Genomic DNA, 26,352 nt, shown 5'->3' with positions numbered 1-26,352 from the left:
TTAAGCTACTCGCCTTCGTGAATTACCTGGATCCCAACAGATGCCGTCTGCTGGGCGGGCTTTTCTGCCAATAGCTTCTCGATGGTGGCGGTGAACTCTGCTTTCAGCTCATCATTGAACTTACCGCTGGCAGGCGATGCGAAACCTGAATGCACTGACTTCACGTGACCATCACGCCCAATGAACAACGTAGCAGGCCATGTGTTTAAGTTGACCGCCTGCGGCACCTTCTCCCACATCTCTGCGGGTGCTCCTGCGATGAGGTAGGTGTAATCCACACCATACTGCTTCACAAAAGCCTTCTCGCGCTCCAAGCCGCTCTGCTGCTCTGGTTCCTCGAAATCCAACGCAACAATCGCTAGTCCCTTGTCCCGGTACTTCTTGTCCAGCTGAACAAGGTACTGCGCCTCGTCGTGGCAGTTCGGGCACCACGTACCAGTCACAACTGCAACAACCACCTTGCCTTTGAAGCGCGGATCGTCCTCGGATATTAGCTTTCCGTTCACGTCGGGAAAGTTAAACGCGAACTTCTCGTTTTGATCGCGAACAGTCGTATGAGTGCTGTAGTTCTCAGGCTGCGGCAAGCCCTTTGCGCGTGCAACATCTTCACGATAGGCCACAAGCTTCGGCGTATAGCGGCTATCGACAGGTGGCTCCTCACCATATGCCTTGGCACTCGCGGTTTTCTCCGCAACAGCCTTTTGCACCGACGGCTTCGAACCGGGGTTCTGCTCCACCGCAAGCGTACCATCGGCTTGTGGAGTCACTTCGATAACACCGGGGCGAGAACCATCAAAATGACTTAAACGCCACTTACCATCGTGATAAGTTCCGGTATACGCGCCGGTATCTCCATCGACGCGAAGGATTGTCGCAGCAACCTCTGCACCTCTCTGCTCCACAATAAAGTGGAAGGCCTTTTCGCCCTTCGAAGAAGGTGTTTCCAGTGGCAGGATGTAAGCTCCACCAATCTGTGGCACGTTTGAGACATTCACGTTCTCATCTACATGACGGGTGGCTTTGAACTGATACGCTGCGGTCGAGGCACGATTCTGTGTGGAGACATCGCCTGCAAGCTGATCTCCGTTTAACTTGGCGTGGATCGCAGTGAGATAGTGATCGATGTTGAGCGTTAGTTCATTGTTCGCAAAGGAACCGCCGGTCGTACTATCGAACGGCTGGAATCCGTTGTAAAAAGTGCCTTTGACGTTGTTCCCACTGCCAGAAATGTCCAGCCGGAACGGAACAGTCTCTCCATTCGGTCGAACCAGGGCAGCATCCCATCGACCATCAATTGACTTTGTTGGGTTCTGTGCCAACGCTGCGGTTGTGCCCAATCCTGCCAAGGCAATCGCAACACCTGTGTATTTCAGCATCGTCTTCATAGTGACCTCGCGAGTGGTTGATACAACGTGGTGTGTCTTAGCCATGGATATGGCTCGAGCCAACCGGCTGAGCCGCAATTCGCAGGCGCTTGGATTGCGCGTAGCTCCGCCATTCCTCTGGCAGCCCACGCTTTGTAGCCAGCAGAATTTCCAATGCCGCGCGCTTTGCTTCAGGGCTTGTGCCCGCAAAGTCCTGGCTCTGGTCTTCTCCGGTCAACACTTGAAATAGCCGGTGATACACATACCCCTTCGCCGGCTCTGGAATGTTGTCAAACGATTCTGTGTAGATGAGGTAACTGCACGGATAGCGGAAGGTATGCACCTTCAGGTCAAAATCACGAAGAGACCGGCCCTTCGCATCTCGTGGCCCATGCGCAGTAAAATCACGGGCAAAATCGGACTTCGCATCCGCTTCAAAGTCCATGCCCGCAAGCGATGCTTCGTTTGCGAATACTAGGTAGCGCACCAATTGCTCGGCTGGGCGTTCGTATTGCTGTCGAATGCTCTCGGACAGAGAAGCCGCATCCACAGGCTTACCGTCGTTGGGCTTTGCAGCCTGAAACTCTGCAATCCGTGTTCGGTAGTTTGTAAGAGTGATCAGGTTATGCGCCTGCGTCTGATGAGCCAGCACCAGGTGTGCAACAACGTCACTATCCGCAGTGAGATAACTCTTCTTGTCGAACTTTGCCGCAATGAGTGTCAGCTTTTCATCGCCAGCGTTATCGCCATCTGGCACAACAGAGTTACCAATCGACAGCTCAGGTGCGGAGCTGAACTTCCCTGTCACATACCATCCGCCCCAGCGATTCTTGATTTGGCTTTCTTGATCCGTGATGAAAGATCGCGTGCTGGTAGCCTGCGTTCCTGTCGACGTCGGGTAGATCGATCGCAGCAATACCCCCGGTACACCACGCGTTCCTGCAGCAATATGACATTGTGTGCAATCAAGCTCTGCTCGCTCAAACTTCGGTTTTTCTACCTGGTGCTCGTCTAAGAGGTAGAAGATCGCACCTTGCATCGGATCAAAGGAGACAACTTCAATCGCCTTTCCTTCGTGGACCTGTCCGATGTAGACATCGTCATTGAAGTACAGCGCTCGCGGATGCTCTGGTGAGATTTTCTTGTATTGAAAGCTTGTCTTGGAAAACACGAGCGTCTGCGAATCAACTGGAATATTCAACTCTTTCAAGACAGAGCGGAGATAGCCGTGCTCAGGCTCATAACTCAACGCCGCTTCGCCACGATCAAGACGTTGCTGCAGCTTCGCCACCGGGTCATTAAGATTTTCGGAACGATAGTTGATAGGCGCGTCGCTGAAAGGAACGTATCCTTGGTTCTTCACGGCGATCTGCGCCTTTGATAGCAACAAAGCTCCGCCCGCAATCACAAGTGGCATTACGACGCTGCGTTGCACACGCTTTCCAACTGATCGCTTGTTATCCATATCCGTATTGCCGCCTTTCATTTCGAACTCGCAAAAGAAAATCCACCTCAGGCAAATGCCGAGGTGGATTTCAATACTGCAGGTGCAACAAATTGCAGCCACCAGAAAGCCCGCTCCAGCATGAGCTGACGAGCGGGCTGCGGTGTTATTCGTGCGCGGCGTTTATGGCGCGCGCATACGCTTCACCCTCTCGTCATTCGTGTTGTGGATGGAACAACAACCTTTGTTCATCTCGACTCCCGTATTAACAACTCAACGAATCTAAGAAGCATTAACCTTTGCCACTAAATGAATCGTTCGCGGTGGCATGCATGTTGTATCGCTGCACATCTGAAACCGCACAGCAAGAGGAACATCTCCAGGGCCTTGCGTTGTGGACTTCACTGGAACATCCAGAAGAAAAGTTCCAGTGAAGTATTCGGTATCAAGATTGAAACTCGCATCATGATGCTGGATTGGATTGCTCCCTGTGATCGCTCCATCCAATGAGAATGGCGCTCCCTGCTCCACACGGATCACCAGCGGCAACGGGCCGCCGGGTGCCTGCTTCGCTGAGTACACATGCCATCCGCTCTCCACATCAGCATGCAATTCGACAACATATTCCCCCGCATGCGCTGAGGGTTTCACTGATGCACTCCACTGCACGCTCCCTGGTCGCTGTGCGGTAGCGCCAGCTGTGGAGATTAGAAGAACTGCGAGTGCTGCAAGTACTTTTCTCATCTCATTACTTCCCTTCAAATTGCGGCGGATGCATTTGCCCTAGATGGCAATTTCCGCATGTAATAGGCGGCGAATATTGTCGATCTCCCAGTGCCCCCAGATACTTTTCATTAATGTCCTGAGTCATACGCATCATGGCCCTTGCCGTCTCTTTCCTCGGGTTCTCATCTGATGCATAGTTGACCTGTTTGGAATCAGGATCCTGGTCATGGCAGAAACTGCAATCGACGCCAAGGTCTTTCTGAATCTGAGCCATACGTGTGTAGACATCAGGAAGCGATGAGGCCTTAGGCAACACCCTTAGGTTTGTTGGCTTTGGCAGCGCTGTGGTTTGAGCGAATGAGCCGGTCTCCGCATGGAGATAAGTGATCGCCCCTTTCGCCACAAACGACAGCCCCAGCACGCCTGTAACAAACCACGGCCTCATGCGTAATCGCATCATTGCGCCTTCACAACCTGCCCGCGGATCTCACCACCGGGGTTAGCCGAAGTATGCAAGTTGAAATACCACTTCCCGTCCAGCAGATCCTTCGCCTGATCCGCCGTAATGCTTGCAGTGCCATCGACAGGGCTATCAAAGGGTGCTTTCACGGGAATCTGCGGTTTAGCATTCACGCCCTGAGCTGCGGGACCGTGAAAGTGGGCCGCAACGACTGGCCCAGTCAGTCCCTGGTACTCCACGTGATACTTCAACGTATTCGTATCTGTATCCAACGTTGCGGTCAGTGTTCCTGTTCCCGACACCTGCCTAGCAGGAACTTCCTCACCACCGGTAAGAGTGGCCTTCAACTTGATGGACTCGGCATGCAAGGAAAGCGATGCGAAACCGATTGCAAATGTAGCTGCCAATACCTGAAGCTTTTTCATTCTTTCTCCCTCACTCATTCGTTTTGTTTACTAACCGTACGGCTCCGCGAATTTCACCGTTCGGATGCTTTTCGGTTGCCACATTGAAATACCAACGCCCTGCAAGAAGCTCCTGTTCTTCTTCCTGATCAAGCCACGCGGTTCCCGTTACCAACCTTGCGTCCGGCCGCGCCGCTGCCACCGTGGCCCACCCCACTCGATCAATAGCCGCTGCCGAAAAGAACTTCGCGTTCGTCGCCGGCCCAGAAAGGTTGAGGAAACGCGCATTAAATCGCAAAACATGGGTTTCCGCATCATAGGTGGCGGCTACGTCTCCGCTTGCTGGCTCGCTATTACCTGGCAAAGCGATTGCGCCATCCAGATCGGCTTTGAATAAATACACTTTCGCTAGCGGTTCCGGAGACGATCGGAGTTCCTTCTTCCTTCCGCTGGCAGATACCGGATTTGCAACCAGTAGTAGTGCAAGGCCTACAACAAATATGAAACGTCGTTGAGACGATGACATGAAATCACCTGTGCATTGCAATGCCAAAAGCGTTGAATCGCTATAAGCTGCGTCCGCTCAAATGCGGGCCACAGTCGGCATTCATTGATGTGTGGGAAGCGAAACTCGTAGGCGCATGACGCTCTACCTATAGGTGAAAACCTATCGGAAGCAACAACAAAGCTGCGAGAGAGTACGCATGTGAGAAACGTTAACACATGCGTTACAGATGTCAAGTCTGTTGATTATCTCGAGAATCTTGAAGAGCCAAAAGTGAATGTTCCATCGCTGTAACTAAGCTCTGTAACTGAAAGAAAAATAAACGTCCTCGTGTAGTTTTCCATTCGATAATTAGATCCTTCTTGAAGCGTCTACTTGACTCCTAGCTAGAGGCTGTTTACTTTTACCGCATGCACACTGCTTCCAGACTGTGTTGTTGTTGCCGCTAACGCAGGCACCACACAGTCGTTTGTGCGGCCCAGAAAGAGCGGGCGCGTCTTACGACCAAATCTTCTGACTCACACCTAAAAACCTGATCTAAACGGAGCCTTCGTCATGAAGCTTTCTGGACGCGTCCTCGCATCCTCTTTGGCTGCTGTGTCTCTCGTGCAGCTCACGCCTGCGTTGCTTGCACAAACCTCACCAGCAAAACTAACAACCGGCGTGTGGCAGGGTGTGGCAAAAGTACGTGACACTGAAATTCCCGTCACCATCCGCATTACGCGCAACGGTTCAAAGCTGGAAGCAGCATTTCTCAATGGCCCTGCTACAAATCCCGATGTATCTCCGGCAAGTGCGGTAACGCTGGAAGGGAATCATCTCGTTGCGTCGTTCGATTATTTCGCGCGCACACTCGACGCTACGTTTGAAGGTGATTCGTTGACAGGAACCTATGGCGCAACACATCCGGGCAAGCGCCCCTCTCCTCCTTCGACATTTACAGCGAAACGCATCGGTAAGCTGTCTGATCCAACCTCATCTCCCAACGCTCCGAATATCTCTGGCTCGTGGGAGATCGCCACAAAGAGCAACAAGGGTGAAGGTGCATGGGAGCTTCGAGTGGATCCGCCAACCGGCAGATCACCCGTGATCAAAGCGGCGATTCAGCGTATCGACGGCGACACAGGCGGCCTATGGGGCACATGGAATGGAACCAGCTACACTCTCGGTCATTTCACTGCAGCAGGCGGCGCAGCCTATTCCGTAACACCTCAGGCCGATGGAACACTCGTGGTGAAGAGCCTTCTCGGCGGAGTGCATGGCTCGTCTCCAGAATTCGTCGCGCATCGGCCGGACGAAGCACGGAAGCTAAACTTGCCTGCTCCTACCGATACGACACAACAGACATCTATCAAAGACCCAAATGCTCCGTTCGCCTTCAGCTTTCCTGACCTGAATGGCAAGGTGCTCTCTAACAGAGATCCGCAGTTCCGAGGCAAAGTTGTCATCGTTGCAATTGGTGGCTCCTGGTGCCCCAACTGCCACGATGAAGCAGGTCTTCTCGTGAGTCTCTATAAGCGTTTTCATTCCAAAGGGCTTGAGATCGTGAATCTCGACTTTGAACAGGGCGATCCGGAAACCGACTCATCTCGACTGAAGGCCTTCATTCAGCACTATGGCATCACCTATCCCGTGCTTCTTGCCGGAACAACGGACCAGCTCAATGAAAAGATCCCGCAGGGCGTCAATCTCAATTGCTGGCCGACATCGTTCTTTGTCGGTCGTGATGGATTGGTAAAGGAAACCCACGCAGGCTTTGCAGGTCCGGGCAATACTGCTGGCCACATTGCGCTAGAACACGAAGTCACAACACTGGTAGAGAAAATGCTTGCGCAACCTGTTCCCAGCCAAAGCGCGCAGCTGAACTAAACGTAGCAATACGGAAAAGGTGGCGGCCCGGAAATCCTGGCCGCCACCTTACTTTATGCAAACAATCTGGAAGCGTTGAGTTTATACAACACGAAACGTCTTTCAGCTCTTACGCAAGAAACTCATTGTCCACAGGAATCTGGAGTGCATTGGCAAGCGAATTGGTATGAGCTGCCATGCTGACTACTGCAAGAAACTCTGCGTACTGCTCCTCAGTGAGCCCTTTGGCACGCGCCGCCGCTGTATGTGAATGCGTGCAATACGTGCAACTATTCATCGTGGAAACTGCGATATAGATCAGTTCCTTTGTGAGCGGATCAAGCGTCCCAGGCTCAATCATTACCTTCTTCACACGAGCCCATGTCTGTTCCAAAAGGTCCGGCTGATTGGCCAGTGCCCGCCAGAAGTTATTGACAAAATCTGATTTGCGCGTCGCGCGAATGTCATCGAACACAGCTTTGCATCTCGCATCCGCTGCCACATCATCGTCTGTCCATAGTCTTACCGTAGCCATCTTCCGCTGCCTCCATGCCGCTTATGCAGGATGCCACGTCTTCATTGCATTTTGCTCGAAGTTGGTTACTTGCAGTCTTACGGCTTGTACTCTCCCGTTGTAGTGCCCTGCTTGATCCAGTTCTCATCTATCAGAACAGTTTTTATCCCCAAGCGACGATATGTATAACTCGCCATGATCTTTCCATTCGCAAGCTGCAGAACCGCAGGATAGCTGTATTCCATACGCTGCCCTTTTGGTAGTGGTGCATGGCTGTCGCGTGTCTCCATATCGCGAACATACTTCCACGTAACACCGCCATCACTGGAAAGTGCAATCGAGACCGGAACTCGTTCACCCGACTGGGTCACGTGCCCCGGTTTATGCCCAGAGGTGTTGTTGAACACCACGACGATGTTCCCATCACGAAGCTTCGCCGCCTGAATGGAAGCATTGTTATTCGGTAACGGCGTTGGCACGGGAGCCGTCCAGTTGCAGCCATCGGTGGATGTTGAACGATGGATCTTGTCTGCAAAACGGCTGCGGTAAAACGCAGCATAACGTCCCGGTGCCTGCTTCACAATGCTCATCTGCACCATGCCCTCAGCTTTGGGAACAGCGCACTCCTTCCATGTCTGGCCTCCATCCGCGCTCAATTTAACAACGGGATAGTTTGTCTCCGCGCCCTTCGTGATGCCTGCGCTGGTTGAGTAATAGGTAGGAAGTAGAAGGTCGTTGCGTTCGCCATGAACAAAGGGTTGGCGCGTGAAAGCCCCGGCTTCCGCGAAAAGAACAACAGGCGCGCTCCAGGTCTTTCCGCCATCTTTGGAAACAGTCTTCAAAACCTGCGCATCGGCCTGTCCTTTGCCTGCTGTCTGCGCTGTGTGCAGTATCCAGATATCTCCGTTCGGAGCCTGATAGGCAACAGGGTTTTGGTAGGACTTGGCCGGATCATGATCCACCCGGACAGTCTTACCCCATGTCATTGATCCCTTGGGCAAAATCGAGACAACAATGGCTACATCCGATTGCCCTTCCGCAGTACCCGAAAACCATACGCAAAGAAGATCGCCGTTCTTAAGTTGAAGCAAATTCGAAGCATGCGAGGAGGCAAATAATTCCGGAAGGAAGGCAGACTTGGCCCTCGGTAAATCTTTATCAGGAGATAACGTTGCCGAAAGACCATCCGGAGCGTCCACTGCCGCCGTCGACTCCGCGTTCTTCGTCTGGCTGTTTCCTGCCACACTCAATGAAGCCAACAGCATGCCCGCAGCTATCCGATACATCCTCATTTCGGCACTCTCCGATTCATCATTCTCTGGACCGCAACATCGTATCCATCCGAGTCTCGCTCGCGGAACACTGGGGCTCATTAACCTGTAATCTCCGCTCTTGAGAATGAACCAGTGGATAGAACTCCTCGCTGCATGAAAGTATCCGTGATACAGCGCTGCACTGGCATCTGTTATCGCGTGAGCTCGATCAAAATTTCGGAGGAATCCTCTTCGTGTTGAACGCAACTGTCATTTTCTTTCTGGCCATGAGCACTAACAGTCCTTTTGCTCAATCGCCTAAGGCTGCGTATCGGCCAGCCCCTGCATTAGCTCAAGCACCGGGAAAGATCGTGGTTATTGCGCACCGTGGAGAGCATCTGCACCACCCTGAAAACACATTGGTGGCCTTTCAAGCCGCCGCGGATGCTGGCGCGGATTACTTTGAACTGGACGTGCGTACCACCTCTGACGGCAAATTGATTCTGATGCACGACAGGACGCTCGACAGGACAACCGACGGCAAAGGAGACGTAAAGAGCCACACATTCGACCAGATTCGATCACTAGATGCGGGCGTTAAGTTTTCGCCATCATTCACAGGAACCAAGGTCCCAACCTTCGACGAGGCTCTCGATCTTGCTCGCAACAAAATCAATGTCTACGTCGACACCAAAGACGCCGATCCACAGCAGCTCGTGGACACAATCGTCCGACACGACATGCAGGATCACGTAGTCATCTACGGCAATTCGTTTTTTCTATATGAAGTGCACAAAATTCTGCCAGCCCTGCGGTTGATGCCCGAAGCGCAGAATGCTGATGTAAGCCGATTCCTTTTGCATTCCATGCCGATCGCCGTCCTTGCATTCGATAACGACGACTTCCTGAAACCAGCGATTCTGGTCGCAAAAGAAGCACACGCACAGATATTCGTCGATCGCCTGGACGAAGCCGATACGCCCGAATTCTGGCAGAGAGCAATCGACCAAGGAGCTAATGGCATCCAGACAAATCGCCCGGAAGAGCTAGCAACGTATCTTCGCCTACACGGCCAAGCCACGCACTAGCACTTCCGAGCACAGGGAACTCTCTGATACTTAATCAGTGCGAGAGATTGGGGTTTTTCTTTGCACTGATCAGATTCGCCATGATGCGGAAGCTTCCCGGCACGCCTTCCGGCATCTGCCGGAAGAATGCATAGGCTAGATATACGTAATATCCTTTACCGTACTGCGCATAGATCAGGCCGCCCTGCTGTGGATCCTGGCCTTGATCATGTACTTCGGTCAACGCAACATACTTCGGATCGAACGCCCCCGGAAAACCGTGGCCACGCTCTTCCACCCAATTGTTGAAGTCGGCGGGAACGATATGGTTTGGCCAGGTAAACAAAGGATCATTCGGCTTCAAGATGCTTACCTTTGCATCTTCCTCCACCACCTTCTCCGCCTCGCGTGTCACTGGAATCACATAAGGGGCAAAGTCCCGCTCGTACTCTGGCGACTGATACTCGCTTACGACCACGCCGCCGTTCTTCACGTAATCCAGTAGGCGCTGATTGTAGGTGCGAAGCTCTGGTCGCGCTGCATAGGTACGAATGCCAAGAATGATGCAGTCGTATCCGTTGAGGTCGGCCTTTGCAATGTCATCACTGGACAGCTGCGTTACGTTAATGCCGATATCCTTCAGCGACTGCGGAACCTCCTCGCCCGTTCCCATGATGTAAGCGATCTTCAGGTTCGGAGCCACTGTCACGTCGACACCCGTCGTACGGAACTTCGCATCTCTGTACTGCGGATAGGGCGTGATACCGGCATAGCCGATGGTTTGGAAGCCGCTTGCATACTCCTTGCCAGCGTACTTCGCCACCGCGGCAATCTCGTACGTCTTCGCTTCCACATTCTTCGGCGTGATCACAAAATGGAGATTCATATCTTCTCCATCGCGTTTGGTGGCAAAGGTCTGCGTTGCAGGAGAAGCTGTCCATCCGCTTGGTAGCTTCAATTCCAACGTCCCCTGCGCAGGCCCTTTAACATCCGAATGCACTGTCACATCGAGTGATACGCTGCCAGCCTTCAAAGGCATAACGCCAGCGGGTGGAGTCACCCGAACACTGATGGCTGGGGCAACCAGCAAGGGTTCCATCACTACGCCCAGACCGTTATAACGATGCGCTGTCTGCACCACACTGCGAAGCTCGCCCTTCACACCGTTGTAGGTGTACGTAGCAACCGCCGTCAGTGGATAGGACATCACAGGCAACGTGACGTATTGGGGCGATGTGAGGTTGTAGTAGCTCTGCTCGAGGTTGGGTCGTTCAAAGTAAGGCGCCGTGTATGGAGCATTCAGTGGCACAGTCGCAGCGATATACGCATCCTGCGCCGTTCCTGCTGCGATAGAGCCAGTGATTCCCTTCTGCTCCGTCATTTTCCATTCGCCACCCGTATTGGGTGACAATGCCACAGCATCCACCTGCAATGGCTGGCTTCCCTGCGCGGCGACATGCACTCCCACTAACAGCGCTTGTCCAGGAATCGCCGTCGGACTGCCGGAAGCAGTGGAGAAAACATTGTCTCCCCCACCCATGGGACCAGATCGCCCCTGGCTCTGGCCTGGGAGTGACGTCTGCACACTCGCCAGCAATGAAGCGCCAAGCGCCTGTCCCAGCGCGAAGTTAAACTGCCCTTCCTTGATCTGCAACTCATGCAATGCGTTGTAACGAGCTTCATCTGGAAGCTTTGACGCTTTCAACTCGGCGATAAGTCCACGCGTCAACGACAGGCCCTTTGCCAATGCTGGCGCACTCGCCGATGGATCATTTGCGTTGTATTTCTGCGTAGCCTCATCAACGGTCGCGGCGATCGCCTCTAACTTCATGCGAACTTCTGCTTGTGCGCCGGTCGGAAGATAACTAGCAATCGCAGGTAGCGATGTGTCGATGCCATCGAAGAACGATTCCTCATGAGCAGGCACTGTTGCCGTTACGCGCGATGCGTAAAGGTGATATGGGCTGTCGAATTTACCCGGTGGCGGAATGGCTACGCCGCCCGTCTGCGACTTCTGCTCGTTCAATCCTTCCCGCGCCACCTGCAGATAGTTGCGGCCATACAACGCGTTGTATTCACTCTCTGGGACAGTCAGAGTCACCGACGGAACACCCTGGATGGGCTCTCCGGTCACATAGTTCTTAAATGCAACTGGCTCCCACTTGTTGGTTGCATAGTCGAAGATGCCCTTCGGAGTGACCTGCGCAAATGGCACGCGTGCATAGACCTTCAGCGGCTTCCACGGCAGGAGGCCTTCCTTGATCTGGTCCGGAAACATCTTCGGATCGGCCGCAGCATTGAATACTTCCTGAGCCATCACACCGGCGGTCTGATGATGCCCGTGGCCGTCAGAAACATATCCGGCAAAAACACTGGTCACCACCATTGGGCGAACCGTTCGTACAACGCGCACCACGTCTTCCAGAACGCGGTCGTGATTCCACTGCTTCAAGGCTTCTTCAAGCGTCTTTGAGAAACCGAAATCCGCAACACGCGTATAGAACAGGTGCGATCCGTAATAACGGTTTGCCGCCTGATGCTCCATCGTCCGCAAGATGCCAAGCTGGTCCCAGAAGTCGCCGGTCATCACATTCTGACCACCTTCGCCACGATTCAAGGCCAGCAACGATACATCTGCGCCGACTCCACGACTCTCGTAAGCCAGCATGCCTCCGTCTTCGTCATCCGGGTGAGCGTTGATCTGGATGAGACTTGCCCGCGTATGTAATTTGCGTAGCGATTCCGCCAGTCCCGGAGCACCGCGCTCAATCGGCAAGGGCTGAGCGTAGGACGCGTCAACAGCAATCTTCATCGGCTCAGTCACAGGCGTTTGTGCAGTCGCCTGTACCGCAACAACAGCAAGCGGTAGACAGTAAACGAACGCGCGTACAGCTCTATTTCTGCTCTCAACACTCACAATTCGCCTCATAGATCGCACTTGCCCCCTCACATCGATTCGTGCCCGACGGAACGAAATCATTTGTTGACAACCTTTCTAAACGACAATTAAAAAGTTTTCACCAACTTTTTAAATATTCCTTATAATCCTTCTCAATCCGTGAAACGCCGCCTGGTCCCAACTCGCCGTCGCCCTTCCACTCGCACCACCGCCCCTCTGCGCACCAAGACAGAGGTAACGGGCGAGCCCGCGCGTCCGGCGCAATTGCGCAAGACCAATCAGCGCCTGCTGCTTCACCTGATGCGCAAACATTCCCCCTGCTCTCGTGCTGACCTGGCACGTATCTCAGGGTTGGCTGTTCCCACGGTCACGCTTGCAGTGTCTGACCTGATTGAGCGCGGACTTGTAGAGGATGGGGGAGAAGGCGTATCTTCCGGAGGCCGTCCGCCTGCAATGCTCCGCTTTAATGCATCGCACGGTTATGTAGCAGCGGCCGACATCGGCGGCACATACGTACGGATGATGCTTGCTGATCTGAACGGCAATCCGGTTGCCGAATGGGAAGACAAGCTGGCAGAAAAAGGAAAAACGCCACGGGGTGTCATTGCCCATATCCGTCAGGGACTGGACGCGATGATGGCCAGCCTTCCGGAAAAGCGTAGAATTCTCCACATCACAGCCGGTGCTCCCGGCATGACAGATATTGATCGCGGCGTTGTATTGGCTGCCCCAAACCTTTCGGGTTGGAATGACGTTCCCTTTAAGACTTTGCTGGAACGTGATCTAAACATTTCCGCCGGCGTTGACAACGATGTGAACCTTGCTTCCGTGGGCGAGTTTGCTGAAGGCGTAGCGCGCGGTGTTGATGATTTCATCTTTATCGCGATTGGAACGGGAGTTGGCGCTGGCATCTTTTTGCGAGGCGCACTCCATCGCGGTGCGAACTGGTCTGCAGGCGAAATTGGTTATCTCCCTGTCGTAGGGATGGACCGCCAACGCGTCCGCATGCGCGATACGGGTCAGCTTGAACGCGTCATTGGTGGCGAAGGTGTCGAATTGCAATGGAAGAAACTTCTTCGGCAAGCAGGCATAAACGATCGGGCACGCATGCAGATGCGCGCAACCCAGATCTTCGATCTTGCTCTGGAAGGCGACACCACTGCCGAACAGATTCTTGAGAATACGTCACGCGTACTGGCGGACGCTCTCAGCAGTATTTCGCTCCTCTTCAACCCCGAACTGATTGTGTTGGGTGGAGGTGTGGGTGCACATCCGGCGCTCTGTAGCGCTACAGAGCGATGTTTACGCGAAAACGATTTCGCTTTGCCAAGGTTGCGTTCTTCGTCTCTGGGCACAAAAGCCCAACTATTCGGAGCTATCGCGCAATCCCTTGCTGCTACCGAAACACAGCTGCTGTTCTAACCGTTTCACGGTGTTCGCCAGCAATTATTGGCGTTTCTCACATTACTCGCAGTTGCAGCATCCGGTTCATTGTCTTGTCTCTTTTCAAGGAGGAGTTTCATGTCCAGGCTGTCCAGGATTTTTGTCTCGTGCGCAATTCTCTTTTCGACGGCTCCCGCTGCATGGAGCCAGTCGCAATCCATTAACGGAACCATTCGCGGACGGGTCTCTGACCCCAGTGGCGCAGCAATCGCTGGCGCAACCGTCACTGTTACGAATCCCGCTGTTGGCGTAGAGCGCACTGTAACCACGGGATCCGATGGTTACTATGTGCTCATCAATTTGCCGTTGGGTGCATATACGGTGAAGATCACGTCACCTGGTTTCTCTCCACTAAATGTTTCCGCAGTCAACTTAAACGCGGGTACGGAATCCGTAATCGATGGCGATCTTAAAGTTGGTTCCGCGGATACTGCCGTCACAGTGGAAGCATCCGATGTGTCAATCGATCCCACGAACTTGAACGTCGAGCGTACGCTTTCCACCGCTGAAATTCAGAACGCGCCGCTCACCTCACGCAATCCATATAACTTCATCGTCTTCCAGCCGGGCGTTTCGGGCCACCCGAATCCTGAGCTTGGCATTCCGCGTACGCTGAACACCAACGGCCTGATGGATCGCATCAACTACCAGATGGACGGCATGGTAAACACAGAGGCGGATCGTATCGGCTTGCGTCTCTTCCCGATCGGCAATGTCTTTGTGAAGGAAGTTCAAACCATCTCGAACCCGGCCGCGCCTGAAAATGGATGGACGACAGGAAATGTGTACAACGTTATCTCGAACTCAGGTAGCAACGAGTTCCACGGCAAGTATGAATTCATCAAGCGGTGGGTGGATGCCACGGCATTTCCGTTGTTACAGAACAAGGCAACGAATCCGACAAAGCCAAACTTGATCCTGGAAGATCATGCAGTTAACGTTGGCGGCCCCGTGAAGAAGAACAAGCTGTTCTTCTTCGGATCCTATGAGCATGTTCTTCGCGGAAGCCCATCAGTAGTCACCATTACGCAGGCAAATGCCACGGCGATTGGTCTTCCGTCATCAGAATTGGTTACGGCGCCCGGTCTTCTCCATGGAACTTTCATGGACTTTCGTGTTGATTACAACATCAACTCCAAGAACTCCGTCTTCCTGCGCTACAACTACTTCAAAAACAGCTTCCCGTTCAACACGCAGGTCGGTGGCATCAATGCCACCAGCGCTGGTGTGGACTATTCGGATCGCGCACACGTGGCCGGCGTTCAGTGGATCTCGGCCATCAGCGACCATCTGCTCAACGAATTCCGTTTCTCCGTGCCATACCGCACAAACACTCACTTTGCTGGCCCCTCTACAGGAAAGGGTCCAGCCATCGTGATTACTGGCATTGCGGCTTTCAATGGCAGCAGCAACGCGGGCGATATCTACACCGACAAGCAGCCCTCAGGATCTGAAAACATCAGCTATATCCGCGGCGCGCATACATTCAAGGCAGGATTCCTGCTGGCTCAGATTCAAAACCGTAAGCGTCTGGTTTCGTATAACCGCTATACGTTCGCTTCCGTCGCTGCATATCTGAGTGCGAAGAATGGCACGAACTTGTACTCCTATGACAACTTCGCGTCGCAAACCGATACGAATGGTATTGGGTATGCTTCGCTCTTCTACGGTGGATATGTTCAGGACACCTGGGCTTTATCCCCGCGTTTGACTGCGGTATATGGTCTGCGCTGGGACCGCTTCGCCTCTCCGAAAGCTAATCCGAATGCGCCGTATACGGATTCTCGCAACTTCAACGTCCCGAACACGGACTTCGCACCTCGCCTTGGCCTCAGCTATCGTGCGACCAATACGACGACGGTAAAGCTCTCGTCCGGTATCTTCTACGGACAGACGCCAACCGATCTTTGGGCGAATGCGTTGACCCTTGATGGCTCAAACCGAACGTCGTCGTACACGTATACGCCCACCACCGCTGGGGCTCCTGCCTATCCAACGATTCCATCCAGCGTGGGAACAGTGGCAACGCAGAACGTCACAACCGTGAGCCCCAGGTTCAAGAACGAATACACCTGGAACGCAAACCTGCAGGTCGCTCAACAGATCACGAATAAGACATCCGTCACAGTCGGCTACATCATGTCGAATGGCCGGAACCTGATGTGGATGCACAACATCAACGGGATTCCAACTGGTTCTTTGGCAGACGGCCGTCCCACCTTCAGCAGTGCGATCAACGGCGCTACTCGTTATGATGCCCGCTATAACCAGGTAAATCGTGTCGAATCCGGAGCAAACTCAAGCTTCAATGCCATGTTCGTGAACTTTGTAATGGCTCCGGTACGCGGTATGTCATTGAATGCAAATTACACCTGGTCGCACACCATTTCGGATGCACCGGACGTGAACTCATTTGAGCAGAACGCAAATGTCACGAACACGTTAAACCGTAAATTCGATCGCGGGAACTCCAACGTCAATCATCCGAATGCATTCAATCTAACGGGAGTTCTAGAGCCGCAGTTTAACTTCAACAATAAATTCGGCCGTGAACTTGCCAATCACAACATGCTGTCAGTCCTCGGAAACCTAATGTCAGGCGATCAGGCAACGATTCTTGCCTCCAGCCAGACTTTCTATAACGACGCCTCGCAGACGATAGCCCGACCAGCTTTCGTTGGACGCAACACGCTTCGTAGCCCTTCTGTCTATCAGGTAGATGCACGTTATACGCGCACCTTCCCGAAGATCTGGGAGCGGATTGCTCCTTCATTCCTGCTAGAAGCGAACAATATCTTCAATCACAACAACGTCACAAACATCTCTTACACACAGGCAGTAACCGCTGCAACGGGTATCGCCACCAGTGTGGCGCCCACCATCAACCGCAGTACCGTGCTGGAACAGCGCATCGTGCAATGGGGCGTTGCCGTACAGTTCTAACTCACAACATAAAGAGGAGCGGCAATCACCGCTCCTCTTTAGTCCTCTTTCATTCAAGCAGCAACGGTGGAGTTACCCCGTGTCGAACGTCACGTCCTCTTTCCCCGCTCCGGTCTACCGTGAACAAGTCCTTGCGCACATCTTCGCGGATGCACAGCATCTTTTTCTTCCGTCTTTATTAGAGATTGATCGCGCGCACGCAGTTATGCTCCACCGCAGCGGCATCATCACACGCGATACTGCAGCCGCCTGCCTGCAAGGTATTAATGCACTGAATTTAGAAGAGCTCCGCTCCACCATCTACGACGGCTCAGTCGAAGACCTCTTCTTCCTGGTCGAGAAGAAGCTCGCCGATATCGCAGGCCAAGAGCATGCTGGAAGACTCCACACCGCCCGCTCGAGAAATGATATCGATCTAACCATGTACCGCATGGTTCTTAGGTCCAATCTATTGAACATCCTCGGCGCTTCTCTTAAGCTGCGCTCGGTGCTGCTAACGATTGCGACACAATACCGCGACGCGTTGATGCCGGCTTACACACACAACCAACCAGCACAGCCAACGACATTAGGCCACTACATGATGGCGATGGCCGAGGTTTTGGAACGAGACGCAGAGCGCCTTATTGCCTGCTTCGCGCGTGTAAATCGCAATCCGCTGGGAGCCTGCGCGATTACTACCACCGGCTTCCCTATCCAGCGTGACCTCACCATGCGCCTGCTTGGCTTCAACGGTCTTGTCGTGAATAGCTACGGGGCTATCGCCGCAGTCGATTATGTCGCTGAAGCATGCAGTGTATTGGCGACGGCTATGCTTAGCCTTGGTCGATTCACACAAGACATGTTGTTGTGGTCTACCGCTGAATTTAACTTCCTGCGCCTATCCAACGGATACGTACAGATCAGCAGCATCATGCCGCAAAAGCGCAATCCGGTTCCGCTGGAACATGTGCGTATCCTTTCATCCCGCGCGCTTACTGAGTCGCAATCTGTGTTGAGCTCACTGCACAACACACCCTTCGCCGACATGAATGACGGCGAAGATTCGCTGCAGCCTCTCGTCGCGCTTGCCTTCTCTGATGCGCAACGTGCGCTCACGCTGATTGCGGGCGCTCTTTCCGAAGCCACTTTCAACACGGAGGAGATGCGACGACGCGCTGGCGGCAACTTTCTGCCCGTCACAGAAGTTGCCGACACTCTCGTGCGCCAGACCGGCATTTCATTCCACGACGCTCACACAATCACCTCCGCTGCAGTCAGATCTGCCACATCTGATGATGTTTCCGTTTTCGTGGATGATCTTTTCCGACGCACGCAGGAAGCAAAGCTCAACATCACGAAACAGCAACTGCGGCAAGCGATGGATCCAGAGCACTTCGTCGCCATCCGCACCATTACGGGTGGCCCCGCATCGTCAGCCATGCAAGCGCAGATCGACCATGCATCTCAGCAACTCCAAGTCGACGAGCAGTGGTTGGCCGCAACACGAGCCAATCTGGAAAAGGCGAAGACGTTGCTTCAACGCGAGTGCGAGTTAATTACCCAATCTCACCGATGACCGGCGGCTGTAGGATTATCGAAACGGAACCAGCCCGACCATTTCCTGCATTACTTGATTCAGAGAGCCAGATGAACGCAGTTAATCCATCCGAGCCGCATCTTCGCCGACAACTCGGGTTCACGGGAGCACTCTCCGCCAACATCATTGATATGGTTGGCGTGGGTCCGTTCATCACATTGCCCTTGATTGTGACCGCAATGGGAGGACCGCAGGCCATGCTTGGCTGGCTGCTCGGTGCACTGCTCTCTCTTGCTGATGGTTGCACATGGAGTGAGCTTGGCACGGCATATCCAGAGGCCGGGGGCTCTTACGCGTATCTCAAGTCAGCCTACCCACCCAAAATCGGAAGGGCTTTCAGCTTCCTCTACGCGTGGCAGCTCATCTTCTCTGCGCCGCTTTCCATCGCCTCTGGTTGTATTGGCTTCGCACAGTACGCCACGTGGTTTTTACCTGGCTTTGGCCACACCGCGCAGACCGTTCTGGCTCTTGCCGCGTGTCTCATCTGTACGGCACTCCTCTTCCAACCCATTCGAAAGATTGGTGCGGTAACGCGTGTTCTGGGCGGTGTCGTAATCGCAACTCTGCTCGGGGTCATTGCAATAGGTTTCACACACTTCTCGCCCTCACTCGCATTTAGCTTCCCCCCCAACGCCTTTCATCTGAACAGTTCATTCTTCAGTGGTCTTGGAGCCGGCCTTCTGGTCGCCGCATACGACTACTGGGGCTACTACAACGTCTGTTTTCTGGGTGCAGAAGTACGCGATCCAAGCCGCACCATTCCGCGCGCGGTGATCGGAGCCATCGTCATCGTTGGCACGCTCTATCTTTTGATGAATATCAGCGTGCTAGGTGTTCTTCCGTGGCAGTCGCTTACGCATAGCAGCAGTGGCGAACGACAGTACACCATGGCTGTCTTCGTACAAACGGCGTTTGCTTCGCACACATGGGCACATGCCGCCGGATCAATCGCTGTCATCTTGATTGCAATTGCGTCATTAGCTTCCGTGTATGCACTTCTTCTTGGCTACTCGCGCATCCCCTACGCCGCTGCACAAGACGGAAACTTCCCTGCCATCTTCAAAAAGTTGCACCCTCGTCACGGGTTTCCGGTGGTCTCACTTAGTGTGCTCTGCCTTGTTACGTTGATCTGTTGCCTCTTCCGACTGCAGGAGGTCATCGCATCGCTCGTGGTCCTGCGCATTGTCTTTCAGTTCTTACTTCAAGGCATTGCCATTCTGCTTCCGAAGCACAGAGCGGAACGCACACGCGCCGGACGATTCCGCATGCCTTTCTACCCACTACCTAGTCTCATTGCGACCAGCACATTTATCTTCATCCTGCTGTCGCGCCCAAAGATCGTCACAGAGTTCCGTCTGGCACTCCTGGTGCTCATCAGCGGCCTCATGATCTATGCAACACGGTATCTACTTCAACGCAGACCAAAGACCGCTTAAATCCGGTCATATAGTGCGAGCGCGTGCAGCTGATCGTGCCCAGTCCAGAATGCGGTCTGCCATCTCTCGTTTTGAACTCCGAGGTACAACTTCCTCTGCATCACGAGAGATGAGAACGCCCTCATTTACGTCAGATTCGAATCCGCTGTTTGCCTGCGAGACGTCGTTCGCGACAATCAAATCAGCGCCTTTCGCGTGGAGCTTCCGCCTTCCCTCTTCAAGTAGATTCTCCGTTTCTGCGGCAAACCCAACAACGATCGTGCCTTCCTGTCGCTGCTCCGCAATCTGGCGAAGAATATCTCGCGTTGGTTCCAGCGTCAGTTCGAGCGAGGCTTTCTTTTTAAGCTTTTCCGGCGCAGGAGACACCACACGATAGTCCGAGACCGCAGCAGCCATGATGACGATGGACGCTTCAGAAAGAAGCTTAAGGACAGCAGCCTCCATCTCCTGCGCTGTGGTCACTCGGATCGATTCACATCGCGGTGGTGCAGGCACAGCCATTGATGCACCCACAAGAATCACCTTCGCACCACGATCTAACGCAGCTTCAGCAAGTGCCACTCCCATCTTTCCGCTGGAACGATTCCCGATGAATCGAACAGGATCAATGGGCTCACGTGTTCCTCCAGCAGTGATCAGGATCGTTTCACCCACCAGATCTTGAGTACGCTTTATCACGGCGAAAACGCGATCTGCGATCACGCTCGGCTCAGCGAGCCGTCCGGCACCTACCATTCCGCAAGCAAGTTCGCCACTGCCTGGCTCAACGATGTGGACACCACGTTGTCGTAGCATCTCCAGATTCGCTTGCGTTGCAGGATGATCCCACATATGGCGATTCATCGCGGGTGCAACCACAATCGGAATCGTGGCGGCCAAAGCGGCTGCCGATAGAAAATCATCTGCAAATCCATGCGCCATCTTCGCCAGCATGTTTGCCGTGGCCGGAGCCACGACCAACACATCAGCATCTTGAGTCACCTGAATGTGCTCGATGTCGAAAGCTTCTCCGTCGCCCGTAGAATTGTCATTGTGAGAGGTCTGCCAGAGCGACGTCATCACCTTTGAACCGCTTAGCGCAGCAAAGGTTAGTGGCGTGATGAATCGCTCTGCATTCTCAGTCATCGCCACTTGCACAGTTGCACCACGCCGCTGAAGCTCACGCAGAAGCTCTGCAGATTTGTAGGCTGCGATTCCCCCACATACCCCAAGGATGACCTTCATTCGTTTGCTCCATCGATCCGCAACGTACAGTTATCGATCAAACGCGTCGTACCAATCCACCCTGCGACAGCAACAAGCGTTTCAGCAGGCAACTTATCCTCTTCCACAGCCGCCAAGGTCTCTGGATCGACGAGATCTGCGTAATCCACCTTCAATAAGCTCGAATGAGCAAGAGTTTCGCGCAGCGTCTCACGTATCACCGGAAGACGTCGTTCCCCTTGCCGTACAACATCAGCAACCGCACGAAGTGAACGCGAAAGGGTTTTGGCTTCAACGCGTTCTTGTTCGTTGAGGTAGCGATTTCTTGAACTCATTGCCAATTCACTTGCTTCGCGAACGGTCGGACAAACGATCAGATTCAGATCAAAATTCAAATCGCGAACCATCTTGCGAAGCACCGCAACCTGCGCAGCATCCTTCTCTCCAAAGAAAGCGCAATCAGGCTGCACGATATTGAAGAGCTTCGCGACTACTGTAGCAACACCGCGGAAGTGTCCTGGTCTAGAAGCACCGTCCAACCGTCCGCCAGTTACAGGAACATCCACGATGGTTTCCGATCCAGGTGAGTACATCTCTTCAGGCGAAGGTGCAAAAAGGAAATCAACTCCTTCTTCTTCCAACATCCGACAGTCCTGCTCAAATGTGCGCGGATAGCGTGCCAAATCTTCCGTGGGACCAAACTGCAATGGATTAACAAAGATGCTGACTACGGTACGATCGCAGCGTTGCCGTGAAGCACGGACCAATGAAAGATGGCCTTCGTGCAGAGCACCCATCGTCGGCACCAGGCCAATCGTCTCTTGTTCCTTGGCGCGTTGATAGGCTTTACAAGCAGCACGCATTTCCAACGGCGATGAGACTATTTGCATGCTGCCAATTCTCTTTGCTCCGTAGAAGCAGCGCTACGTTCCCCAGATACCTCGGCCTTGGGCATGTGGTAGCTCTCGCGATCATCCGGGAATGTTCTTGCAACAACTGCATCACGAAAATCTCTAATCCCCTGCTCCATCAGCAATCGACCGTCGCCAAAGGAGCGTACGAACTTCGGCTTTCGTGTGAACGACAGAGAGAACAAGTCATGGAACACCAGAATTTGACCGTCACAATCAGGGCCAGCACCAATACCAATCGTTGGGACAGAAAGCGAATCTGTGATTTGAGCAGCGAGTTCTCTCGGTATGCCCTCAAGCACCAACGCAATCACACCAGCATCTTCGAGTGCCAGCGCATCATCGCGCAGTTGCATCGCAGCTGACTCTGATAGCCCCTGCACGCGATACCCTCCCATGCGGTGGATTGACTGTGGAGTCAAACCAATATGCCCAACAACGGGTATCTCCGCCTGCGTCAGTGCCTTCACGTGCGGTGTATAAGCGATCCCGCCTTCCAGCTTGACGGCTTCGCTTCCACTCTCTTTAAGGAAGCGCAATCCGTTTCTCAATGCATCTTCAACTGAAACTTGATAGCTGCCGTAAGGCATATCCACAACAAGCAATGCGCGTTGCGTTCCCCGCCGCACAGCACGTGCATGATGCAACATGTCGTCCATTGTCACGCTAAGCGTATTGTCGTATCCGAGAACAGCTGTACCAACGGAATCGCCTACAAGAATCATGTCGATTCCTGCTTCATCCGCCAGTCGAGCTGTCGGATAGTCGTACGCTGTGAGAGCTGTAAGGGGAGTAAAAGCGCGCTTGCTTTGCAATAGCGTTTGCGGCGTGACCTTTGTCACAACCGCGGGGCGCAGAGCGTCCCTGATCTCTGTCTGACTCATCTCAACTCCAGGTGCCACTCCGTCAATGTGCGGATGCAGCCCGTACCACAAGTATAGCTGCGGGAGAGAAGAAGGTTCAAAGCCACGCCCCTCGGCGTGGGTAGAGTCTTTGGGACACACGTTTTACACTTAACCTTGGCAGGCGACCGCTCACATGAGCAGCGACTAGCCGGAGGGTTATGGAAGCAAGTGTGAAGATGATGAAGTCCAAGCTGCACCGTGCAACGGTGACGCAATCGGATCTTCATTACGAAGGCAGCATCGGCATCGACACGGATCTTCTTGATCAATCAGGCATTTTGGTGAACGAAGCCGTACATGTGTGGAACGTGAATACCGGCCAACGTTGGGAAACATATGCCATCCCCCAGCTCGCAGGCACAGGGCAAATTCAGGTGAATGGAGCGGCAGCAAGGCTTGCGCAGGTAGGCGACCTGATTATCATTGCGGCATTCTCATGGATGCCAGAAAGCGCCGCCAAAGAACACACGCCTCGTGTCGTTCTTTTGAATGAGAGCAATAAGCCACTTCCCAACGCATAGGGATCAGAGTTAGTTTGCGTAGAAATTTCAGTACATGGAGCCGGCAATCTGCTCTGCGAGGGCCTGCACAACCGCTTCTGAGGTTACGTCGCTCCCTTGCCAGTGGATTGTGGTCACGGATGTGCGATTGCATCGCAATAGCATGAGGCGGTTACGGACGTATGCCACCACTCTGTCCTCAACTCCACCGTTGCTAGATGTAGAGCACGTAATCGCCTGATTCCCCACGCCGATCAACACATGGGATGTGCCTGGGCAGGAAGATCGGATGGCAGCTTCATACTGCTTCTTCGGATTGGCCATCGTCGCGACCTGGATCCGCAGAGTCGACCGCTGATCATGCGTCGAGAACTCGCACATGCCGTCTGGCCGTGGATCACTTGCTGGATATGCCGGCTGTGGCGATCTTGCGGGATGTGATGGCTGTGGCAATAACGTAACGTGCATGGACACGTCGGCTCCCAGAGCACCGCCAGCGGTTGCCTGATTCAGCCACGGACACAATGATTGCCCACGCGCAACATGGACAAGGGTCACGAAGAGCATCAACGTGAACCAACGCAGAGAAGTGCGCATCAGTGCAGACTCCCCGATGGTGTTTCCGTCACTGCACTGCCGTCCGTGGGATGCGTGTGATGCAGACTCGAGTGAACATGCCACGGAATGCTTTCGGTAGAAATCTCCGGATGCATCCGCAGAAAATCCTGCGAGTATGTTGGGGCGCCAGGATCGGTCTTCTTAAGAGCAAAGAGCGCTCCCTGCTGCTTGGCACTGTCTTTCATTCCATTGCGGCGATACAACAGCGACAGGTTGTAATGTGCCGCCACGTCATCGGGATCAATGTTCTGCAAAGCTTGGAACTGTTCCATAGCGCTCTTCTGATCGCCGGACTGGTAGTAAGAAACGCCCAGTTCCCTTCTCGCGTCGATGGAACGTGGATACTGCGCGACGACCTGCTTAAGATCCGCGATCTCCTGCGATGTATTACCGTCACGCCGCTCCACTAGGGCAAGGTAATAAAGGGCACGCGCATTGCCTGGACTTATCTCCAAAGCCTTCTCCAGTGCAGTACGGGCTGGTGCAAACTTCTCCCACTGAATGTTTGTGACCGCCATGTTGGTATAGCCGTCCGCATCGCTTGGATGCAGATTTACGGCTTCGCGAAAGGCGTTGAGAGCGTCGCCATACTGCAGTTGATCCAGCAGCGCGATGCCAAGATTGTTCCAGCGCATCCACGCAGGATTATCACCTGCAGCAGCGCGCTCCGGATGATTGTCTCCCATCGAAAGAAGGCGAGTGCGTGAAGCGATTTCGACAACCGGCAATTCTTTGTAGCCGCTCCCCTTACCAAAGATGTTGTCGGTATAACTGTGACGAAGGTGCCGATAGTTAACGCGGGCCGTAATGGAAACACCCTGCTTCACATCGGCCGGTACGCGGAACTCGTAACGTACGAGGACAGAGCGCCCCGCCTGAACGGTGTTGTCGTAGGCCATGGAATGAATCGTCCACACCTTATGGTTGTCGACGAAAGTGCCGCCAGTGTTCACAGGACGATTCGTGAAGCTATGCGCTGATTCGTCCAGCGATCCGTCGGGTTTGAGGTAACCACTGTGATAGATCACCTTGCCAGTGGTAGCGTCTTTGGCTTCGAACTCCATCCATGCTTCAAAAAGATCGCGTACCTCAGGGATCAACGAGTGACCGATGTTCTTGTTCTGGACAACAACGTATGCTTCCACAACATCATTCGGCTTTACGTTGAAGTTCCTCTCGCCCAGCGGTGCCACAAGCTCCTTACTGCCATTGACCTTCACACCGAATAGGTCAACGTTAAGGAAGGTTCCGCGTTTCAGGAAGGCGAGCGTCTTGTCGATCTGTTCATTGAATCCGTAGTACGTTGGCACTGCAGTATTTCCTGCAGTCCAGCGATGCGATGCAAAACTGCCATGCTTGGCTCCGGGCTCTGGAAGAGTTGCATCAAAGCGCTCCATGTGGCAGCCCTGACAGGCCAGGTAGTTCCCTTTGTAAAACGTAAGCGGGTTCTGTTCTGAGAACTTGGAGTTCTGCCACTCATCGTAAGTCGTAAAAGCGCGAATCCATTTGTACTCATTCAGCGAGTCAGGAAGATTCGCCTTGTGGCATGCGGCACAGAACTCGGGTTGCTTCATCAGCGGACGCATCACAGCAGCGGCATGACGATCAGGATGCGCGAGGATATCTTTGTAAGGCACTTGGCCAGGTATGCGATTGCCCTGCGCATCGGTCATGACGGAAGGCACGCTCATCACATAACCACCATTGCCCAGCGTGGATTGCACCTGGCCAATGGAGTGACATGTCATGCAGGTCACACCGTCCTGATCAAAGCGACGATCCACCATCGAGTTCTTCGTCAACGCTCCTGAAAGCACCGCAATGGGGTTGTGGCAGCTATCGCAATGACGCGAAAACTGAATACCCTTCGTGTTGATAACAATATTGACGCTGGTGCGATAAAACGGCGTACGGAATGAGTTGGAATGCAATGACTGACGCCACTCCGCAAAGGCTTCCTTGTGGCAATATCCGCAATACTGCGCAGTAGGAAAAGCTCCTGGCTGAATAAAGTCTCCGCCTTCCACCTGCGCATTGCCGGGCAACGAGATGTTGTCTGACATCACGCCAAAGTCATAGCTCCGACGAATCATGTCAGCCCATTTCTTCCGTTCTGGATTCAATTCCGCATGAGCAGGAATCGTGGCAGGCACATAAACCGGTGTAGTGTACTGAGGTACCGCAGCCCCATTTGCTGTTGCACTTTGTTGTCCTGCAAACGTCTTTCCAACCGGAAGAAGTGCGAACACAAGTAGAGCGGGGATCCCGAATCCGAGAAGGATGCGACCTGCGGTTTGCGGATGAAGACGTCGTTCCATAGCGATAGTGTT

At 53.6% G+C, this 26,352-nt stretch carries 21 protein-coding genes; 7 read left to right on the top strand and 14 right to left on the bottom strand.

The genetic code is table 11. The annotated features are described in order from the left end of the window. Positions 1–5: 5 nt before the first annotated feature. The 6 genes from BLT38_RS04135 to BLT38_RS04110 form a co-directional block, all read right to left on the bottom strand. Complete coding sequence (locus tag BLT38_RS04135) at positions 6–1,430, bottom strand: TlpA family protein disulfide reductase (RefSeq protein WP_083344050.1); 1,425 nt, start codon at positions 1,428–1,430, stop codon at positions 6–8. Next, the gene (locus BLT38_RS04130) at positions 1,423–2,850 is read right to left on the bottom strand and encodes a hypothetical protein (RefSeq protein ID WP_083344049.1); all 1,428 of its coding nucleotides are present in this window, start codon (positions 2,848–2,850) and stop codon (positions 1,423–1,425) included. Before BLT38_RS04130 ends, BLT38_RS04135 begins: the two co-directional genes overlap by 8 nt. A 240-nt stretch (positions 2,851–3,090) precedes the next feature. Next, entirely contained in the window at positions 3,091–3,552 is a 462-nt protein-coding gene (locus BLT38_RS04125) for a protein-disulfide reductase DsbD N-terminal domain-containing protein (RefSeq protein WP_083344048.1), read from the bottom strand. Between the two features lie 4 nt (positions 3,553–3,556). Beyond that, complete coding sequence (locus tag BLT38_RS04120) at positions 3,557–3,994, bottom strand: c-type cytochrome (protein WP_083344047.1); 438 nt, start codon at positions 3,992–3,994, stop codon at positions 3,557–3,559. Then, the gene (locus BLT38_RS04115) at positions 3,991–4,419 is read right to left on the bottom strand and encodes a CHRD domain-containing protein (RefSeq protein ID WP_083344046.1); all 429 of its coding nucleotides are present in this window, start codon (positions 4,417–4,419) and stop codon (positions 3,991–3,993) included. The genes BLT38_RS04120 and BLT38_RS04115 overlap by 4 nt, the downstream gene beginning before the upstream one ends. A gap of 10 nt (positions 4,420–4,429) precedes the next feature. Then, positions 4,430–4,951 carry a CHRD domain-containing protein gene (locus BLT38_RS04110; protein WP_156785007.1) on the bottom strand — a complete coding sequence of 174 codons (522 nt, stop codon included), beginning with the start codon at positions 4,949–4,951 and terminating at the stop codon, positions 4,430–4,432. Positions 4,952–5,458: 507 nt separating this feature from the next. Here BLT38_RS04110 and BLT38_RS04105 point away from each other — a divergent pair. After that, positions 5,459–6,772, top strand: coding sequence for a TlpA disulfide reductase family protein (locus BLT38_RS04105; protein WP_083344044.1), 1,314 nt, complete (start codon positions 5,459–5,461; stop codon positions 6,770–6,772). Positions 6,773–6,881: 109 nt separating this feature from the next. On the opposite strand, the gene BLT38_RS04100 is transcribed toward BLT38_RS04105, so the two are convergent. Further along, positions 6,882–7,286 (bottom strand): carboxymuconolactone decarboxylase family protein, encoded by a 405-nt coding sequence (locus tag BLT38_RS04100; protein WP_083344043.1) that lies wholly within the window; start codon positions 7,284–7,286, stop codon positions 6,882–6,884. Positions 7,287–7,363: 77 nt separating this feature from the next. Beyond that, positions 7,364–8,557: a sialidase family protein gene (locus BLT38_RS04095; RefSeq protein ID WP_172838138.1), complete on the bottom strand. Its 1,194-nt coding sequence runs from the start codon at positions 8,555–8,557 to the stop codon at positions 7,364–7,366. Between the two features lie 215 nt (positions 8,558–8,772). Between BLT38_RS04095 and BLT38_RS04090 the strand changes: the two genes are divergently transcribed. Beyond that, positions 8,773–9,606, top strand: a complete 834-nt coding sequence (locus BLT38_RS04090; protein ID WP_231966729.1) for a glycerophosphodiester phosphodiesterase family protein — start codon at positions 8,773–8,775, stop codon at positions 9,604–9,606. A 34-nt stretch (positions 9,607–9,640) separates the two neighbouring features. On the opposite strand, the gene BLT38_RS04085 is transcribed toward BLT38_RS04090, so the two are convergent. Beyond that, entirely contained in the window at positions 9,641–12,397 is a 2,757-nt protein-coding gene (locus tag BLT38_RS04085) for a PIG-L family deacetylase (protein ID WP_156785006.1), read from the bottom strand. Positions 12,398–12,643: 246 nt separating this feature from the next. On the opposite strand from BLT38_RS04085, the gene BLT38_RS04080 reads away from it, so the two are divergent. The 4 genes from BLT38_RS04080 (at position 12,644) to BLT38_RS04065 (ending at position 19,885) form a co-directional block, all read left to right on the top strand. Continuing rightward, on the top strand, positions 12,644–13,906 hold the full coding sequence (locus BLT38_RS04080) for an ROK family transcriptional regulator (RefSeq protein WP_231966728.1): 1,263 nt from the start codon (positions 12,644–12,646) through the stop codon (positions 13,904–13,906). A 99-nt stretch (positions 13,907–14,005) separates the two neighbouring features. After that, entirely contained in the window at positions 14,006–16,870 is a 2,865-nt protein-coding gene (locus tag BLT38_RS04075; RefSeq protein ID WP_083344040.1) for a TonB-dependent receptor, read from the top strand. A gap of 79 nt (positions 16,871–16,949) precedes the next feature. Further along, positions 16,950–18,428 (top strand): argininosuccinate lyase, encoded by a 1,479-nt coding sequence (argH, locus tag BLT38_RS04070; RefSeq protein WP_083344039.1) that lies wholly within the window; start codon positions 16,950–16,952, stop codon positions 18,426–18,428. Between the two features lie 71 nt (positions 18,429–18,499). Beyond that, entirely contained in the window at positions 18,500–19,885 is a 1,386-nt protein-coding gene (locus BLT38_RS04065) for an APC family permease (RefSeq protein ID WP_083344038.1), read from the top strand. Positions 19,886–19,891: 6 nt separating this feature from the next. Here BLT38_RS04065 and coaBC read toward each other — a convergent pair whose 3' ends face one another. Genes coaBC through panB form a run of 3 tightly spaced genes read right to left on the bottom strand, consistent with a single transcriptional unit; the run spans position 19,892 to position 22,883 of the window. Continuing rightward, complete coding sequence (gene coaBC, locus BLT38_RS04060) at positions 19,892–21,109, bottom strand: bifunctional phosphopantothenoylcysteine decarboxylase/phosphopantothenate--cysteine ligase CoaBC (protein WP_083344037.1); 1,218 nt, start codon at positions 21,107–21,109, stop codon at positions 19,892–19,894. Further along, a complete protein-coding gene (gene panC, locus BLT38_RS04055) occupies positions 21,106–21,978 on the bottom strand; it encodes a pantoate--beta-alanine ligase (protein ID WP_083344036.1) in 873 nt (290 codons plus the stop codon). The genes coaBC and panC overlap by 4 nt, the downstream gene beginning before the upstream one ends. Continuing rightward, the gene (gene panB, locus BLT38_RS04050) at positions 21,969–22,883 is read right to left on the bottom strand and encodes a 3-methyl-2-oxobutanoate hydroxymethyltransferase (protein ID WP_083346907.1); all 915 of its coding nucleotides are present in this window, start codon (positions 22,881–22,883) and stop codon (positions 21,969–21,971) included. Before panB ends, panC begins: the two co-directional genes overlap by 10 nt. Before the next feature lie 179 nt (positions 22,884–23,062). Between panB and panD the strand changes: the two genes are divergently transcribed. Continuing rightward, positions 23,063–23,425, top strand: coding sequence for an aspartate 1-decarboxylase (panD, locus tag BLT38_RS04045; RefSeq protein WP_083344035.1), 363 nt, complete (start codon positions 23,063–23,065; stop codon positions 23,423–23,425). Positions 23,426–23,452: 27 nt separating this feature from the next. Here the strand turns inward: panD and BLT38_RS04040 are convergent, their stop codons facing one another. Both BLT38_RS04040 and BLT38_RS04035 read right to left on the bottom strand, forming a co-directional pair. After that, positions 23,453–24,001, bottom strand: a complete 549-nt coding sequence (locus BLT38_RS04040) for a hypothetical protein (RefSeq protein ID WP_083344034.1) — start codon at positions 23,999–24,001, stop codon at positions 23,453–23,455. After that, positions 24,001–26,340 carry a tetratricopeptide repeat protein gene (locus BLT38_RS04035; protein WP_083344033.1) on the bottom strand — a complete coding sequence of 780 codons (2,340 nt, stop codon included), beginning with the start codon at positions 26,338–26,340 and terminating at the stop codon, positions 24,001–24,003. The genes BLT38_RS04040 and BLT38_RS04035 overlap by 1 nt, the downstream gene beginning before the upstream one ends. Between the last annotated feature and the right edge of the window lie 12 nt (positions 26,341–26,352).

Origin of the sequence: Terriglobus roseus, assembly GCF_900102185.1 — a bacterium.
In the GTDB taxonomy this organism is placed as follows: domain Bacteria; phylum Acidobacteriota; class Terriglobia; order Terriglobales; family Acidobacteriaceae; genus Terriglobus; species Terriglobus roseus_A.
This window is presented reverse-complemented; position numbering and strand designations above follow the sequence as displayed.